The following is a 15,762-nucleotide window of genomic DNA, read 5'->3' as shown; positions in this document are numbered from 1 at the left end:
CGCGTCCTGTTGTTCCTTCTGAGGCTGGAGTTTGCCGATGTCCGCCCCTGTGACCCCTTTCGGGCTTGCCGCCCTGCCGGATGCCTACAAGGCGGTGCTCTATGTGCTGGCTTTGTCTTTCCCGGGCAAGCATAAAACCGCTTTGCTTGAGCAGTTGCGCGAGATGGGGGTACGCAGCACCTCTAGCCGGGCGATGGACGGGCCGGCGCTGAGCGAGATACTGGCGATGCTGCACCGCCTCGACTGGGTCAGTCTAGGCGGCGGCGGACAGCCCTATTGCTTGCCGCCGGAGCGGCGCAATCTGGTGCTGCAGCAGCTCAATAGCGACGTCAGCAAAGACAGCTGGTTACTTGCGCTGCGTAGCAGCATCGCACCGCAACGTAGCGCTTGGGATATTCCCAGCCAGGCGAGTCAGCGGCTGAGTCTGTGGCTGGCCATCCTGGGTGGACAGACAGGTGACGTGCGGCAGGGGCTGGCGTTGCTGCAGTCGAGTTCGCTGCGCCAGACCCTTACGGGCGAGTCGCCTTGCCAGCAACTACTGGCAGACGAGCCGGGCAGGCAGGTGTTTGCCACACTCAAGCATGAGGTCAAAAGCCTGTTGCTGGAAGATTATCTGGAGCAGGTGAACTGGCAGTTGCAACCGGCAGATGAGGCTTATCGACAGGGGTTGGCCTTGGTCGCCGACTCTTCGGTCAGTGTGGAATTGTCGTTGCAGCTGATGCTGCAGGCCTTGTGGCGTGGCGACTGGTTGCAGTTTGAAGCGTTGGGACAGGGTGGTCTGGCGTTCATGCAGCAGTTTATCCAGCTGATGTTGCGTGGCCAGTATCCGCAAGCCTTGCTGGCCATGCAGGAATGGCTGCTGGCGATCAAGCGGCAGAGCAAAAAGCGCAAAGTTGACCTGCCGCCGATACTCAATGGTTTCTATTGCCTGTTGTTGTTGGCCAGTGCTGACAAACAGCTGTATCCGGCGCTGAAGCAGGCGGTCAGCCTGGGCCTGAAGGAGTATTACGGCCGGGCTTACCCAGCTCTGCAGATGCTGGTCGAACAGCAGCAGGCGAGTGGGCGGCGGCTTGATCCTGGGCTTAGCGAGCCCTTGTCGTTCAGTGGTTTCGATGGCCTGCTGCTGGCCCTGGGGCTGTACTGGGCGAATGCTGAGGTAGTGCGCGAGCCAGTTTGGCGGGAGCAGGTCAGTGGCTTTCGCGACAACCTGGCGGCGGCGGACTACCACTGGCTCGCTGAGGAGTTGGATGCTCTGCTGGCGCAGCAGTTTGCCCAGCCGCGGCGCCGGCCGGGCTGGCACCAGGCTGCAGGCCTGGTGCCTCTGGTTAGCCTCTATCAGCGCCAGGAAGCCTGGCAGCATGCCTTGACCGCACTGTCCCTGCTCAAGCCGGGCAAGGCCGAGTCGGGGATTGCCCAGATCCAGAAGTCGGCGCGATTGGCCTGGTTCGTCACCTTCAACCCTAATCAGCTGAGTGTCGAGCCACGCGAGCAGAAGCTCGGTGCCAAGGGGTGGAGCAAAGGGCGCGCCGTGGCCCTCAAACGCCTGTTCGAGGATGCCGATAGTCTGGACTTCCTCCTGGAGCAGGACAGGCAGACGATTCGCATGATTCAGCCGGGTACCGATTTCTACTATGGCGGGGCGCGCTATGAGCTGTCTGCCGAGCACGCCTTGCCCCGACTGGTTGGGCATCCGGCCTTGTTCTGGGCCGATGCACCCGATGTGCGCATCGATTTGTTGCTTGGCCAGATCAGTCTGCAGCTGAAGTCGCAAGGCACACAGATCCACCTCAAACTCGAGCCCAATGGTGTGCAAGGCAACCCTGGCGTATTGCTGCGCAAGGAGACGCCGACACGCCTGCTGGTTTACCCGGTCAGCCGTGAGCTACGGCAGATAGCCGATATAGTCGGTGACGGCCTGAGTGTGCCGCAGGCCGCCAAGGCGCAATTGGTCGAGGCCATAAGTGCGATAGCACCGCTATTACCGATCCACTCGGACCTGCCCGAGTTGGCCGGCCATCTCGACAGCGTCGCCGCCGACAGTACCTTGTATGCCCACCTGTTGCCGCTGGAGGCAGGCCTGCGCCTGCAATTGCTGGTGCGACCGCTGGCCAGCAGCAGCTGGTTCAAACCCGGCCATGGATTGGAAAACATACTCGGTGAGCTAGACGGTAAAGCGCTGCAGGCCAGCCGTGACCTGCACGCAGAAACCGCTGCGTTGCAGCGGGTATTGCAGGCCTGCCCGGCGCTGGCGCAGGCCGACACCGATGGTCAGGAGTGGCAACTGGCCGAGCCACAGGATGCCCTGCAAGTATTGAGTGAGTTGCAGGTGCTGGAGGGCGACTGGCTGCAATGCGTATGGCCGGAAGGCGAGCGCATGCGGATCAGGGCGCGGCCGGGCATGGGCCAACTCAAGCTCGGGCTCAAGCAGCAGGGCGATTGGTTCGTGCTCAGCGGTGAAGTGCAGCTGGACGATGGCCGCGTGCTGCACTTGCGTCAACTTCTGGAGTTGCTCAAGTCCAGCACCGGGCGCTTCCTCAAGCTTGGTGATCAGGATTGGCTGGCCCTGAGCGACAGCCTGCGCAAGCGTCTGGACGAGTTGGCCCATCTGGCCGACCAGGTTGGCGATGACGGTCTGCGCCTGAACCTGCTGACTACCCCGCTGTTGGCTGGATTAGCACAGGAGGCCGGCGAGTTTCAGGCCGATGCTGGCTGGCAAGCGCACCTGGACAAGCTCGAATCACTCAAGCACTACCAGCCGCAGGTGCCAAGCACTCTGCAGGCTGAGCTGCGCGATTACCAGCGCGAAGGTTTCGACTGGCTGGCGCGCCTGGCCCAATGGGGGGTCGGCGCCTGCCTGGCCGATGACATGGGCCTGGGTAAAACCGTGCAGACCCTGGCGCTGCTATTGCACCGGGCACCTGCGGGGCCGCAATTGGTTGTGGCGCCGACCTCGGTGGCGCTCAACTGGCAGTCGGAAACCGCGCGCTTCGCGCCAACGCTCAGGCTGCACATCTATCAGCAGAACCGTCACCTCGCAGGCCTTGGGCCGTTTGATCTGGTGATCGTCAGCTATGGTCTGCTGCAGCAGGACAACCAGGCGTTCGCCAGTCAACACTGGACCAGCGTGGTGCTGGATGAGGCCCAGGCGATCAAGAACTCGCAGAGTAAACGCTCGCAAGCGGCGATGACGTTGCAGGCCGACTTCAAGCTGATCGCCAGTGGCACCCCGGTGGAAAACCACTTGGGCGAGCTGTGGAATCTGTTCCGCTTTATCAACCCGGGTCTGCTCGGCAGCCAGGACCGTTTCGCCCAGCGCTTCTCCACGCCGATCGAGCGTGGCGAACAGGGCGCGCGCAAGGCATTGAAGGCCCTGATCCAGCCATTCATTCTGCGTCGACTGAAAAGCCAGGTGCTCGACGAACTGCCACCGCGCACCGAGATTACCTACAAGGTGCCGTTGTCCAGCGAGGAGAGGCACCTGTACGAGGCGCTGCGCCAGCAGGCCCTGACCACGCTGAGCACTACGGCGCCTGGCAAGTCGCTGCAGGTGCTGGCGGAGATCACCCGTCTGCGGCGCTTCTGCTGTCACCCGCGCCTGGTCATGCCGGGTTGCGGTCTGAGTGGCAGCAAGCTGGCCGCCTTTGCCGAAATCGTCGAGGAGCTGCTGGACAACCGCCATAAGGCGCTGGTGTTCAGCCAGTTCGTCGACCACCTGAGCATCATTCGTGGCTGGCTCGATGAGCAGGGCATCAGCTATCAGTACCTCGATGGCGCCACCCCGCCGAAAGAGCGCCAGACACGCATGGCTGCCTTTCAGGCCGGTATCGGCGAGATTTTCCTGATCAGCCTGAAAGCCGGCGGTACCGGTCTCAACCTGACTGCTGCCGACTACGTGATCCACCTCGACCCCTGGTGGAACCCCGCGGTAGAGGATCAAGCCAGCGACCGCGCCCACCGTATGGGCCAGCAGCGCCCGGTGACCATCTACCGGCTGGTCACCGAGCACACCATCGAGGAGCAGATCGTCGCCCTGCACGGGAAAAAGCGCGACCTTGCCGACAGTTTGCTGGGCGGTGGTGAGGTCAGCGGCAAGCTGGATGCCGATGCGCTGCTGAGTCTGCTCAAGGGTGACCAGGTCGAGTAACGCGAGCGGATACCTGGCCCATGGGGATTAGTTGACCACTACAGCCTGTCGCCATCGACGAGATGTCATCGATGGCGACAGGCTGTGAGGGGATGATTGAGCACGAAGGCCAGCCCGGGGGCTGGCCTTGCAGGTGGGACTTCAGTTACCAGTAGCGCGCATGTGCTGCACGCTGAACATTTCCGGCTTGCTCATTTCCGGGTCGACCTGACCCTTGAACTGGCCGGTGGTGCAGTGCATGGCCTGCACGTCGATCATGCTGAAGCTGTCGTCGATCGACACGCCGCTGTCCTTGTTCTTCGCCAGGTGATGATCGGGGTGGGCCTGGCCGATGGTGAAGGTCTTCCACAGGCTGCCCTTGCGGTCATAGGAAATGGTCCGCGGCACGGTAAAGGTCTGCGCATCCACGTAGTGCACGCGCTTGGATAGCGGGTGGCTGCCTTCGACCGGTGCCGACTCGACCTCGTAGACCTTGCGCAGCTGCCAGGTGATGTTGGGGAAACAGCCGCCCTGGCCGGCGAAGGCCACGACCTGGTAGCCGTCGCTGTCCTGGTGGGTTTCGCTGTCCAGGGTCAGGTCGTTGTGGTTGTAGAAGGGCATCAACAGAAACTTGGTGCCCTTGTAGGTCCAGTTCATGTCGGAGATGCGCCCGTTGTAGCCCTCGAAGTCCTCGATCATCAGGTCCGAGCCGAGGAAGGCATCGGTCACCTGGCCGGTGGCCAGGCGGCGCACGCGGCGCTGGAAGCCCAGGTAGAGCCAGGAGTTGTCGCGCTTGAGGTCGTCCTGGGCGCGGTGGATCAGCAGCTGGGTGTTGCGCACGTCATAGGGTTCCAGAACCTTGACGTAGATGCCGCGAAACAGCTGCGAGGGGTTCGGCGTGATCGCCGGCGTGGGTTCCTGGTTGACCCGGCCGGTGAAGTTGAGGAAGTGGAAGTCGAACTTGATGGTGCGCTCGACCTTGGCCGAGTCCAGGTCGCGGTACTTCCAGTAGAACGGCGAGATGGCGGCGCTGTCGCCCCAGTTGTAGCCGTACTTGTAGTTCCAGGCCAGCTTCTCGCCGGCGCGCGGGTCATTGGCGTCCGGCTCCTGGGGGAAGGGCCTGCCGGCGACCCAGCCTTCGATCTCGCCGGGCTTGGCGCCGAGCTTGACCTTGTCCTGGCCCTGACGGGTGGCCTCGACATAGTTGGGGTGCAGGTCGAAGGAGGTGGTCTCGCCGACCTGCATGTCCAGCCAGCCCTTCTCGATAAAGCCGTAGAAGGCCGGATCGATGATGTCCTTGAACTGGGCGATGTTGGCTTGGTTGATGGTCAGGCCGGCGCTGAGCCCGGCAAAGGCCGGCTTCTCGGCCTGGTAGGGATAGAACGAACGGTCGATCACGGCCGAGTCGGCCTGGGCGACACCTGCGCTCATTGCCAGGGTAAGGGCGGCGAAACGGAAGCGGAATTGCTTGTTCATGGGTCTTCCTCGTGGTGATCAGAAGCTGTAGCGCAGAGTCAGTTGCAGTTCGTCTTCCTTTTGCGCCATGCCGATAGGGCCGGCGCGGAAACGACCGAGGGGTTCATAGCCGGACAGGCCAAGGCTCATGCCTTCCGGTTGACCTGCGCTGGTGAAGGGATCCCAGGGGTTGCAGGTACGGCAGTCGTCGTACTCGCGGGCGCCACGACCGACCTTGATGTTGGCGCCGGCGGTGATCTTCAGGTTGTCGCTGAACAGGTACTCGATGCTCGGGGCGATGGCGGTGGCCTGGGCCTTGAAGTCATGCGCGGCGAGCAATTGCGGGCTGAGGCGGTCGTTCATCCACCAGCCCTTGACCAGCAGGGTGCCGATCCAGTTCTGCTCCCAGTCCGGCATGCCGACCTTGCCCAGTACACGTTTCTCCTCCTGGTGTTCGTGGATGTGTTGGCCGAACAACTGGGCCGAGAACAGGAAGGCGCGCCCGGGGTTGAGTGCTGGAATGAAGATGTTCTTGTCCGCTCCGATCACGTAGCGGGTCACGTCCGACTCGGAGAACAGTCGCGGCTGCAGGGTGTTGGCAAACTCCTCACCTTCGGTATGCGCTACCTCGACGCGGAATACCGTATCGATCGCTTGCGAGTAGTAGTCCATCGAGCCGCCGAGCAAGTTGACCCGCGGGAAGTGGATATCGAACGCGATCAAGCTCGGCCATACCCCTGTTTCACCGGTGAAGCCGTTCTGCGCCGGAATGCCACCGCGCAGTGAAGGCAGCTGGGAGCGGTAAGTGAGGGCGTTGAGGCTGAAGCCAAAGTCGCCATAAACGCCTTCCAGCTTGATCCCGAATTGGCTGTTGGACAGGCTCCAGGACGGCATGTGTGCCTTGCGGATACCGATCTGACCGGGGCCGAAGTCGGTGGCGGTGTCGCCGAAGGCGAAGTTGGAAACGGTGCCGCCGTTTTCCCACAGGTTGTTCATGCCACGGAAGAAGCAGGCCGCATCGAGGATCGAGTTGGGGCCGCCGCACTGGCCGAGGTTGTGCGGACGGAACTTGTCGAAATTCCACACGAAGGACAGGTTGAGGTCGTCGAACAGCTCGCCAGCGCCCATGCGCCAGTCGGCCTTGGCGATCCACATGGGGATGCGGATATCTTCCAGCTCGTCATAGATGTTGTTGCGCGAATAGTCGACCGGGTTGATCACGTCGAGCACCCGGAACAGATCGGTGCGGCCCCAGATCACCTGCTGCTTGCCCAGGCGCCAGCTGAGGATGTCGCCGTTGGGCAGTTCATTGTCGAAGTCGACGTATAGCTCGCGGATGAAATCCAGGCGATCGTTGAACTCGGGGAAACGCAGGTCGTTGCTGCTGTAGTCGAGGTAGTCGTCGATGCAGCCGCGACTGTCCTTGTCGCAGGGCCGTACCGGTACGCCGAAACCGACGCCGCCACGGGTTTTGTGCAGGTTCTCGCCGAGGACGATCATGCCCTCGTTGGGATTGTTGGCCACGTTGAAGGTGTTCGGCAGCTTCAAGCCGCCACCATGCGGTACCGAGCTGGCGGGGTTGATCGCGCCGGTGTCCTCCAGCTCGATCGCGCCCCCCGCGCCGCTGCCGTACTCGCTGCTGTTGAGGTCGTAGACGCCGTCATAGGTGCCACGGAAAGTGGCGTGGAAGGCGGTGTTCTTGAAGTTCAGCTGGCCCAGGTCGCCGAACTTGCGGTCGGCATTGATCTGCAGCGTATTGCGAAACTTCGACAGGCCGACGCTATCGCGCGCGAAGGTGGCGTTCTCGACGAAACCGGTGACCTGCATTTCCTCGTCGGCCAGGACAGCGGCCAGTGGCGTCAGGCCGCTGCCCGCGCCCGCCAGCGCGGCCAGGGTCCAGTGTTTCAGGTTTTTTCTTATTCTTGTCTGCATGGCAGAACCTCTTGCGGTGGGTTGTTGATGCATTCCGGCTCAGGCCGGTTGGCGCGCCTCGGACAGCAGCCCACCGTCCGGCTGCGCTGAAGTCGGCAACGGATCGGTGGGAATTGCGGGGATCGGTTCGGCGTCCTGGCCGGCGTGGATCACGCCGTCCTCATCGACATAGGCATCGGTAATGAAGCGAGGTTTGAAGACCAGCACCCAGGCCGGGGCCAGGAGCATGGCGGCGATGCCGTTGATCACGATCATCACGCACAGCAGCTTGGCGGCGTCGGCCTGGAAGCGCAGGTCGGAGAGCAGTACCCACATGACGATGCCGGCCATCAGGGTCAGCGCGGTGAAGCTGATCGCCATGCCGGTGGTGGCGATGGCGCGGTGCACCGCGGCGGACAGGTTGCCGCTCTTGACCATCTCCTCGCGGATGCGGTCCATCATGTAGATCGAGTAGTCGATGCCGACGCCGATGCCCACGGCGATCACCGGCACCGTGTTGATGTCGATGCTCATCCCGGCCAGACCCATGTAGGCGTAGGTCAGCACGGTGGCGAAGAGCATCGCCATCAGCATCATCAGGCCGGCATGCCAGCTGGTGTAGAAGACCATGACGAAGGCGAAGATCAGCAGGAATACCAGCGGCAGGACCAGCAGGTTGGTCTCGAACGCCGACTCGTTCATCGCCGCGGCGACGCCAAGGGTGCCGCCGGCCAGGCGGATGCTCAGGCCCGGCACGTCCTCGCCGTGCTCGGCGATCCACTGCTTGGCCATGTGCATGGCGCGGCGGATGGTCTCGCCCTGGCGATCCTTGTAATAGAACACCAGGTTGGCGATGCGGTCGTCGGTGTCGTTGAACTCGTCCAGCGCCCCGGGGATCGGGCTGGAGGCCATGTAGGTGAACATCAGCCCGCCAACGTAATCGGCGTCATGGGGGATCTGGAACCAGCGCGGGTCGTCGTTGTGCATCAGCCGGTTGACCTGCTTGACCAGGTCCGGCAGGCCCTTGCTGCCGCCCACCGCCGGGTCGCCGAGCATGTGCGCCTGCAGCGACTGCAGGGCGCGCAGCACTTCCGGGCGCTTGATCCCGCCGTTCTCGGCGTGCTCGGCGATGATGTACAGCTCCTCGGAGCCGGGGAAGCGGTCGTTGATCTGCTTGGACGACAGGTTGTAGTCGTGCTCGGGATAGAGGATCGGCGAGCCGGGCTCGGAGTCGCCGATGCGCACCTGCGAAGCGGCCCACAGCCCGGCGACGATCGCCAGGGCGGCCAGCCCCAGCAGCTTGCCGGCGGCACCGGGGCGCGACACGGTGGCGGCGCAGGTGGCGCCGATGTGGCGCAGGACGGTTTCCTTGATCTCGGGGTTCTTCGGCTGCGGCAGGATCGACAGCAGCAGCGGCACGCCGATCAGCACCGAGAAGATCACCGTGGTCGCCCACAGCGAGGCGTAGATGCCCAGCTTGGTGTTCAGCGCGATCGAGCCGATGGCGATCAGCGCCAGGCCGATGGCGTCCGAGGCGATGCCCAGGGTGCCGGGGCGGAACAGGCTGTCGAAGGTGGCGCGCGCGGCCAGCTGACCGTCGCCGCGCTCGCGCACCTCGGCGTAGTAGCGCTCCACCAGTTGCACGCCGTGGCTCATGGCCCGTGCGGCGATCAGGAAGGGAATCACCAAGCCCAGCGGGTCGAGGTTATAGCCCAGCAGACTGATGATGCCCAGGCCCCAGATGGTCGAAATCATCACCCCGCCGAGCGGAATCAGCACGCCGTAGGCCTTGCGGAAATGGAACACCAGCAGGGCCAGCATGGCCAACACGGTGAACACGAAGATCTGCAGGATTTGCTCCATGTAGGTGTAGGCCCAGCCGACCAGCACCGGCTGGCCGGTGGCATAGAGGCGCACGCCGTCGCGCACTTCCGCCTGGCGCAGGGCCTGCAGCTGGGCGAAGGTCTGTTCGTAGTCGAGCTGGCCCTCGATCAGCTGCGCCTTGACCAGCGCCACCTTGAGATCCGGCGACACCAGCGGCCCGTAGACCCGCGGGTTGGCCACCACGTCGGCCTTCATCGCGCTTAGCTGGGCTTCATCGAGCTGGCCGAATTCGGGCTGGTAGTAGGGCTCGGAGTTGATGCTGCCGACCTCGGTTAGCCAGATCTTGCGCGAGTTGCGGTGGGTCAGGCTGCTGACCAGGTTGTGGTTGACCCCTGGCAGGTTGTCCACCGCCTGGGTGACCCGGTCGAGGGTGGCCAGGTTGGCGTTGCTGAACAGGTCTCCGTCCTCGAACTCGACGCCGATCACCAGCACGTTGGCGCCGCCGAAGGTGTCCTTGATGCTGTTGTGCAGCTGGATATAGGGGTGTTGCTGCGGCAGCAGGTCGGCGAAGTCGGTATAGACCTTGAGCGCCGGAATCTGCAGGGCGAAGAACAGGGTCAGCGCGCCGATCAGCGCCAGCACCCGGCGCGGGTTACGGAACAGCCAGAGCTTGGCCAGGTAGAAAAAATGGGTGAAGCGGTGCATGGACATGGTCATAGCCTCACTGAGCCTGGGCGGCCAGGGCCGGGCGGGTATCGAGGTTGAGCAGCAGGCCGCGGCCACCGGCCACGGTCAGGCGATGGTCGTCGCCGTTGCTGGCGGCGCGCAGGTAAGCCGGCGCATTCGGCGTGGGCACTGCCAGCCAGCGCTCGCCGCTCAGACGCAGCACGCTGCTGTGATCGCCGATGGCGAACAGGCCGTCGCGGTTGACGCTGAAGTTGAAGATCGGTGCGGCGGACGGGGTGCCCTGGCGTTGCCAGCTCTGGCCGCCGTCGACGGTGTGGTAGATGAAGCCGTTGAGGCCGCCGACCCAGCCCTCGTCGAGGCTGACGAAGCGACTGGCGTGCGGGTAGAACTCCTCCGGCAGACGGCCGCTGGCCTGCCAGCTCTGGCCGCCATCGGTGCTGCTGAAGACCAGGCCAAACTCGCCGGTGACCACCGCCTGCTGCGCGTCGAGAAACTGCAGGGTGGTGAGCATGGCGTCTTCGTCCAGGCTGGCTTCATCCCAGTTGGCGCCCTGGTCCTGACTATTGAGCAGGGTGGTGAAGCCGCCCGCCGCCCACCAGGCGCCGTCGGGGGCGCAGGTCGCGGTGAGCATCTGCTCCTGGGTCGGTAACGCCTGGGCATTCCAGCTCAGGCCCTGATCGGCGCTGTGCCACAGCTGGTTGTCGAAACCGAGGGCGATGAAACTGCCGTCCGGGCAGGCATCCACATCGATCAGGCCGGGCTGCCCCGGCAGTTGCTGGCGCTGCCAAGTCAGGCCCTGATCCTGGCTGACCAGGACCACGCCGTCGTTGCCGACCAGCACGCTGACTGCCGCGTTGCTGGCCAACGCCTGGTAATGGTCGGTGCGCAGGCTGGCGTGGCTGGTTTCCTGGGTGACTGCCGCCAGGTTCAGTTCGGCCTCGCAGCCGGCCAGTAGCATGGGCAGCAGGACGAGGGCGAACGGCGAGCGAGGTAGACGGGTGGCAATAGCGTAGGGCACGCCGTTACGCGGCTTTAGAGTGAAGCTCATTACAGGTCACCACTTCGATTGTTGTTGTCTTGCAGCGGTTGGTAACCCTAGAGCAACGCCTGTGCCAGTCTCCTGTATTGGTTTACAAGTTACTGAAATGTATGGATTTATATGTTCTGTGAGGATTGTTCAGCGAGGAAATGCAGCGCGGCGGGACGCGTTGCCTTTGAGCAAATAATCAAATCGTTCGGGGCTTTATCCATTTGGTAAAACCGCCTCGAGAGTCCCGCCGGTCTGCCATTGGCCGCGCCGGAGGATGCCCGCTCGGTGGGCGTTTTCTTGAGCATTTGCGCGGTGGCGCCTCGGCATTGAGCAGGGCCTGCCGGCTTCAGCCTGCCTAGCTCGGCGATTTGCCGCTGCTGGCGCGGTTGATGCAACGAGCTTGGCAACGCAGCTGAAGCCCTTGGCCAGCCAAGGGCTTTGCAGGTTGGAGCCGGCCATGAGCAGACCCCCCCCCGATTTCCCTGACACGCGCGATGCAAGGGGCACGACAGGTGCTCTGGGATATCGACGCAGACGTCGAGCCGCCTCTGGGCGCACACCTGGTCACGCCGCGCCATGGCTATTGCCATCACGGCATCTATGTCGGCAACGGCCGGGTGGTGCATTACGCAGGGTTGTGTGAATCGCTGCAGGCAGGGCCGGTGGAAGAGGTGTTGCTGGAGCAGTTCGCGGCGAACCGGCCAGTGTGGATCGAGTATCGGCCCTTGCCTGGTTTCGCAGACGGACAGGTGGTGGCCAGGGCCCGCTCGCGGCTCGGCGAGCACCGCTATCGGCTGCTGACCAACAACTGCGAGCATTTCTGCACCTGGTGTCGCTACGGCTGCCCGCGCAGTGACCAGGTGCGCGGCCTGCTGGCTCGGCCCTTGGTGGCGCTGGGCTTGGTCTGGCGCCTGTTGCCCAGGCTGCTGGTGTGGGCCAAACCGCAGCTGCTGCGGACCTGTCAGGCCTCGATGCCGATCTTCTTCAGCCGGTAGGCCAGGGCCGGGCGCGTCAGGCCGAGGAGGCGCGCCGCGCCGGAGACGTTGTTGCCTGCCCGCTGCATGGCTTCGCGCATCAACTGTTCTTCGATGGCGTCCAGGCTCAGTCCCGAACCCAGGGCCTGATCGATCCAGTCCTGTTCGGCCGCCGGCTCTAGCAAGGTGCCTTCATTGGAGAGCCGGCTTTCCAGCAACTCTTCCAGCTGCAACTGCGGGAACAGGGCCTCGAGGCTGATGCTCTCGTTGCTCTCGGTGAGGATGATGCCGCGCTCGATGACGTTCTCCAGTTCGCGGATATTGCCCGGCCAGGGATAGTGCATGCAGGCCTCCATGGCCAGGTCGGAAAGGCCCAGGGTCTTCTTGTTGTATTCGCTGTGGAAGCGCTTGAGGAAATGCTCGGCCAGCAGCGGGATATCCTCCAGGCGTTCGCGCAAGGGCGGGATGCTCACCGGGAACACGTTGAGCCGGTAGTACAGGTCGGCGCGGAACTTGCCCGTCTTCACCGCCTCGCCGAGGCTTTCGTTGGTGGCGGCGATCACCCGCACGTCGACCTTGCGCGTGCGGTTGTCGCCGACCCGCTCCAGCTCGCCTTCCTGCAACACACGCAGCAGGGTGGCCTGGGCGCGCGGGCTCAGTTCGACCACTTCGTCGAGAAAGATGGTGCCCTGATTGGCCCGCTCGAAACGGCCCATGCGCGACTGCAGCGCGCCGGTGAAGGCGCCCTTCTCCACGCCGAACAGCTCGGCTTCGATCAGGTCCGGTGGAATGGCGGCGCAGTTGACCGCAACGAACGGTTGTTCGGCGCGGGCGCTACGCAGGTGCACGCTGCGCGCAATCACCTCCTTGCCCACACCGCTTTCGCCGAGCAACAGCACCGAGACCTTACCCTGGGCGGCCTTGTCGATCATCTGGCAGACCTTGGTGTAGGCCAGGGACTGGCCGATGCCGTAGTACTGGCCTTCCTGGCGCTGCAGGCTAGTGCGCAGGGAGGCCAGTTGCGACTGCAGTTCGTACAGCTCCTCGATGATCGGGTCGCTCTTGAAATACTGCTTGAACGCCTCGGCGTCGTCCCATTCCTCGGCCAGCTTGCCGACGATCCGGCATTTGTCGTCGCCACGGCCGCGGCAGGTGACCTCCTTGAAGATCACCTCGCGACCCATGAACGAGGAGGAGTAGCTGCAGGCATAGCCGAGCAGGGTCCAGCATACCGGGTCGGCCATCGGCCCCAGTTCGCTCTGGCAGATCTCCACCTCGAAGGAGTCGATCCATTCCACCTCGACATAAAAGCGCCCGGCCTCGATGTCGATATCCAGCTCGGTGGGGACCGCCTTGACCAGACCCTTGAGTGAGTGCAGCTGCGGGCCGGCGAGGAAGATGTCCAGTTCGCTGCAGTTCGGGCGCAGCTTGCGCGCCAGTTCGGCGTCCTTCAGGCCGGACTGATAGCCCAGGCGCAGGAAGAAACCCTTGGCCCGTTCAATGCCGAGGATGCTCACCAGCTCGCGGCGAAAACTGCCCATGGCGGAAACCTGCATAAGCAACATGCGCTGTTCGCCGAACCAGATCTTGCCTTCCATGCTTAGAAAACGGATCTGTTTGCTCAGATCCTGAAAGTCCGAATGTTGCAGTTGTGGCTTGTAGCTGATTGCCATGGCAATAGGGCCCCTGATTGTTTTTGTAAGGGGATAACCACCTTGAACCGGCTAACAGCTTTCCATTCAGCCGCTGAAGAGGGCTGAAGTTGCCTGCTCGTAACCTGCGTTCCTGCATTTTCCGTCAATGGAAGGGCCTAGGGTGGTTGGCGGCCGAGGTCTGGGGGCAACGCCTCGTGGCTCGACTCGGCAGTCACCATATCCAGATCCTTGCGCGGGGGGAAGTCAACCAATTGATGAAATTAGCGCCGCCAGCCCCTCACACACCCACCCCATCCAGGCGGCTGAGCATTTGCTCAAGCCGGCCTAGGGCATTTGATCAAATCATCAAAAAACGCCCTTTCGGCTTGCTCGCGCCGCGCCCTGCGGGGCGTCTCCTGCCGTCTTTTGATTTATATAAGTCTATATAAATCAATCGTTTGAAAGTTTTTTTCGAGCATTGGCACAGGCGTTGCGTTAGGCCTGTCACCCGCCACCAAGGGAGATGGCCCGAACATGAACACGCTTGAACCTCGTTTTGAAGACCTGCCGCGATACATCCGGGTACGTAGCGAGCCAGATGCCCGCTTCGTCGAGTTCGATTTCGCCATCGGCTACCCGGACCTGTTCGTCGAGCTGGTGCTGCCACAAGCCGCGTTCACCCAGTTCTGCCAGCACAACCGCGTGGTGGTGATGGACCAGGCAATGGCCCAGGCAGTCGACGACGACATGGTCAAGTGGCGCTTCGGTGAAGCCGGCAGCCGCATGCCGGGCAAGCGCGACTGAAAGCCTGCCCACGGCAGCCACACACAACAACAACAGGTACGGTCGAGATGAGCATAGAGATCAAGACGAACACGGTGGAGCCGATCCGCCAGACCTTCAGCCATATCCGCAGACGCTTCGGCGACAAGCCGGCCAGCCGCTATCAGGAGGCCAGCTACGACGTCGCCGCCACGATCAATTTCCATTACCGCCCGCAGTGGCAGCCGGACAAGCTGCTCAACGATGTCACCCGCACCTGCCTGGTGATGCGCGACTGGTATGCGGTCAGCGATCCGCGCCAGTACTACTACGGCACCTACGTGCAGACCCGGGCGCGCATGCAGGAAACCACCGAGCACGAGTACGCCTTCTGCGAGAAGCGCGACCTGCTGGCGCGCCTGAGCGACGAACAGCGCGCGCGCATCCTCCGTGCGCTGGTGCCGCTGCGCCACGCCGAGCTGGGTGCCAACACTAATAACAGCGGCATCGCCGCCGATGGTTGCGCAACCACCGTGGTGCAGATGCACATCTACACCGCCATGGATCGTTTGGGCATCGCCCAGTACCTGTCGCGCATCGGTCTGTTGCTCGACGGCGGCGGTACCGCGGCGCTCGAGCAGGGCAAGCAGCTGTGGCTGGACGACCCGGTCTGGCAGGGCCTGCGCCGCTACGTCGAGGACAGCTTCGTGGTCAAGGACTGGTTCGAGCTGACCCTCGCGCAGAACCTGGTCAGCGACGGCCTGCTGTTCCCGCTGATCTACCAGAAGTTCGACGAGACCCTCAGTGCCGAAGGCGCCGGCGACGTCGGCATGCTCACCGAGTTCATGCGCCAGTGGTACGCCGAGAGCAGCCGCTGGGTCGATGCCATGGTCAAGACCGTGGCCGCCGAGAGCGAGAGCAATCGCCTGCAGATCGAAGCCTGGATCGAGTACTGGCTGGCCCGTGCCCTCGAGGCCCAGGCACCGCTGGCCGAGATCAGCGCTGGCGGCGACGCATTCGCCAGCGTGCATCAGGACTTCCTCGCCCGGCTGAAAAAGCTCGGCCTGAACATTCGATAAGGATTCAGACCATGTCGCTCGTTTACCTCGTCCTGCAGGACAACGACAACGCCCGCTACCTGGTGGATGGCATCACCCATGACAACCCTCATGCAGTGGTCCAGCACCAGCCGGCAATGATTCGCATCGAGGCCGAAGGCCGTCTGGAGATCCGTCGCGACACCATGGAAGAGCGGCTCGGCCGCGCCTGGGACGTGCAGGAAATGCTGCTGGACGTGATCACCATCGGCGGCAACGTCGATGAAGACGACGACGCCTTCGTTCTCGAGTGGAAAAATTAGTA

10 protein-coding genes are annotated in these 15,762 nt (G+C 63.3%); 5 read left to right on the top strand and 5 right to left on the bottom strand.

The features are described 5' to 3' along the window. The first annotated feature begins 37 nt into the window (after positions 1-37). On the top strand, positions 38-4,144 hold the full coding sequence (locus tag LJY18_RS22350; protein ID WP_238044654.1) for a DEAD/DEAH box helicase: 4,107 nt from the start codon (positions 38-40) through the stop codon (positions 4,142-4,144). A gap of 141 nt (positions 4,145-4,285) precedes the next feature. Here the strand turns inward: LJY18_RS22350 and LJY18_RS22345 are convergent, their stop codons facing one another. The 4 genes from LJY18_RS22345 to LJY18_RS22330 are packed head-to-tail and all read right to left on the bottom strand — an operon-like array spanning position 4,286 to position 11,048. Then, positions 4,286-5,599 (bottom strand): DUF1329 domain-containing protein, encoded by a 1,314-nt coding sequence (locus LJY18_RS22345; protein ID WP_238044651.1) that lies wholly within the window; start codon positions 5,597-5,599, stop codon positions 4,286-4,288. Positions 5,600-5,617: 18 nt separating this feature from the next. Beyond that, positions 5,618-7,510 (bottom strand): DUF1302 family protein, encoded by a 1,893-nt coding sequence (locus LJY18_RS22340; RefSeq protein WP_238044648.1) that lies wholly within the window; start codon positions 7,508-7,510, stop codon positions 5,618-5,620. Between the two features lie 39 nt (positions 7,511-7,549). Further along, a complete protein-coding gene (locus LJY18_RS22335) occupies positions 7,550-10,024 on the bottom strand; it encodes an efflux RND transporter permease subunit (RefSeq protein WP_238044645.1) in 2,475 nt (824 codons plus the stop codon). Between the two features lie 10 nt (positions 10,025-10,034). Beyond that, positions 10,035-11,048 carry a YCF48-related protein gene (locus LJY18_RS22330; protein ID WP_238044642.1) on the bottom strand — a complete coding sequence of 338 codons (1,014 nt, stop codon included), beginning with the start codon at positions 11,046-11,048 and terminating at the stop codon, positions 10,035-10,037. Between the two features lie 476 nt (positions 11,049-11,524). On the opposite strand from LJY18_RS22330, the gene LJY18_RS22325 reads away from it, so the two are divergent. Beyond that, positions 11,525-12,025, top strand: a complete 501-nt coding sequence (locus LJY18_RS22325; protein ID WP_238044639.1) for a lecithin retinol acyltransferase family protein — start codon at positions 11,525-11,527, stop codon at positions 12,023-12,025. Here LJY18_RS22325 and LJY18_RS22320 read toward each other — a convergent pair. Next, positions 11,992-13,677, bottom strand: coding sequence for a sigma-54-dependent Fis family transcriptional regulator (locus tag LJY18_RS22320; protein ID WP_238044636.1), 1,686 nt, complete (start codon positions 13,675-13,677; stop codon positions 11,992-11,994). The genes LJY18_RS22325 and LJY18_RS22320 overlap by 34 nt on opposite strands. Before the next feature lie 495 nt (positions 13,678-14,172). Here LJY18_RS22320 and LJY18_RS22315 point away from each other — a divergent pair, with 495 nt between their 5' ends. Genes LJY18_RS22315 through LJY18_RS22305 form a run of 3 tightly spaced genes read left to right on the top strand, consistent with a single transcriptional unit; the run spans position 14,173 to position 15,760 of the window. Then, complete coding sequence (locus LJY18_RS22315; RefSeq protein WP_238044633.1) at positions 14,173-14,442, top strand: phenol hydroxylase subunit; 270 nt, start codon at positions 14,173-14,175, stop codon at positions 14,440-14,442. Positions 14,443-14,489: 47 nt separating this feature from the next. Continuing rightward, the gene (locus tag LJY18_RS22310; protein WP_238044632.1) at positions 14,490-15,479 is read left to right on the top strand and encodes an aromatic/alkene monooxygenase hydroxylase subunit beta; all 990 of its coding nucleotides are present in this window, start codon (positions 14,490-14,492) and stop codon (positions 15,477-15,479) included. Positions 15,480-15,490: 11 nt separating this feature from the next. Continuing rightward, positions 15,491-15,760 carry an MmoB/DmpM family protein gene (locus LJY18_RS22305; RefSeq protein WP_238044628.1) on the top strand — a complete coding sequence of 90 codons (270 nt, stop codon included), beginning with the start codon at positions 15,491-15,493 and terminating at the stop codon, positions 15,758-15,760. Positions 15,761-15,762: the final 2 nt, after the last annotated feature.

This window comes from Pseudomonas sp. MMS21 TM103 (assembly GCF_022132145.1).
In the GTDB taxonomy this organism is placed as follows: Bacteria; Pseudomonadota; Gammaproteobacteria; order Pseudomonadales; family Pseudomonadaceae; genus Aquipseudomonas.
Note: the sequence above shows the minus strand (reverse complement) of the source record. Positions and strands in the feature narration are given on the sequence as shown.

What these genes read in the sequence shown, in the direction of transcription:
- LJY18_RS22350 (WP_238044654.1), top strand. Translation starts at nt 38, where the DNA reads ATGTCCGCCCCTGTGACCCCTTTCGGGCTTGCCGCCCTGCCGGATGCC.
- LJY18_RS22345 (WP_238044651.1), bottom strand. Translation starts at nt 5,599, where the DNA reads ATGAACAAGCAATTCCGCTTCCGTTTCGCCGCCCTTACCCTGGCAATG.
- LJY18_RS22340 (WP_238044648.1), bottom strand. Translation starts at nt 7,510, where the DNA reads ATGCAGACAAGAATAAGAAAAAACCTGAAACACTGGACCCTGGCCGCG.
- LJY18_RS22335 (WP_238044645.1), bottom strand. Translation starts at nt 10,024, where the DNA reads ATGTCCATGCACCGCTTCACCCATTTTTTCTACCTGGCCAAGCTCTGG.
- LJY18_RS22330 (WP_238044642.1), bottom strand. Translation starts at nt 11,048, where the DNA reads ATGAGCTTCACTCTAAAGCCGCGTAACGGCGTGCCCTACGCTATTGCC.
- LJY18_RS22325 (WP_238044639.1), top strand. Translation starts at nt 11,525, where the DNA reads ATGCAAGGGGCACGACAGGTGCTCTGGGATATCGACGCAGACGTCGAG.
- LJY18_RS22320 (WP_238044636.1), bottom strand. Translation starts at nt 13,677, where the DNA reads ATGGCAATCAGCTACAAGCCACAACTGCAACATTCGGACTTTCAGGAT.
- LJY18_RS22315 (WP_238044633.1), top strand. Translation starts at nt 14,173, where the DNA reads ATGAACACGCTTGAACCTCGTTTTGAAGACCTGCCGCGATACATCCGG.
- LJY18_RS22310 (WP_238044632.1), top strand. Translation starts at nt 14,490, where the DNA reads ATGAGCATAGAGATCAAGACGAACACGGTGGAGCCGATCCGCCAGACC.
- LJY18_RS22305 (WP_238044628.1), top strand. Translation starts at nt 15,491, where the DNA reads ATGTCGCTCGTTTACCTCGTCCTGCAGGACAACGACAACGCCCGCTAC.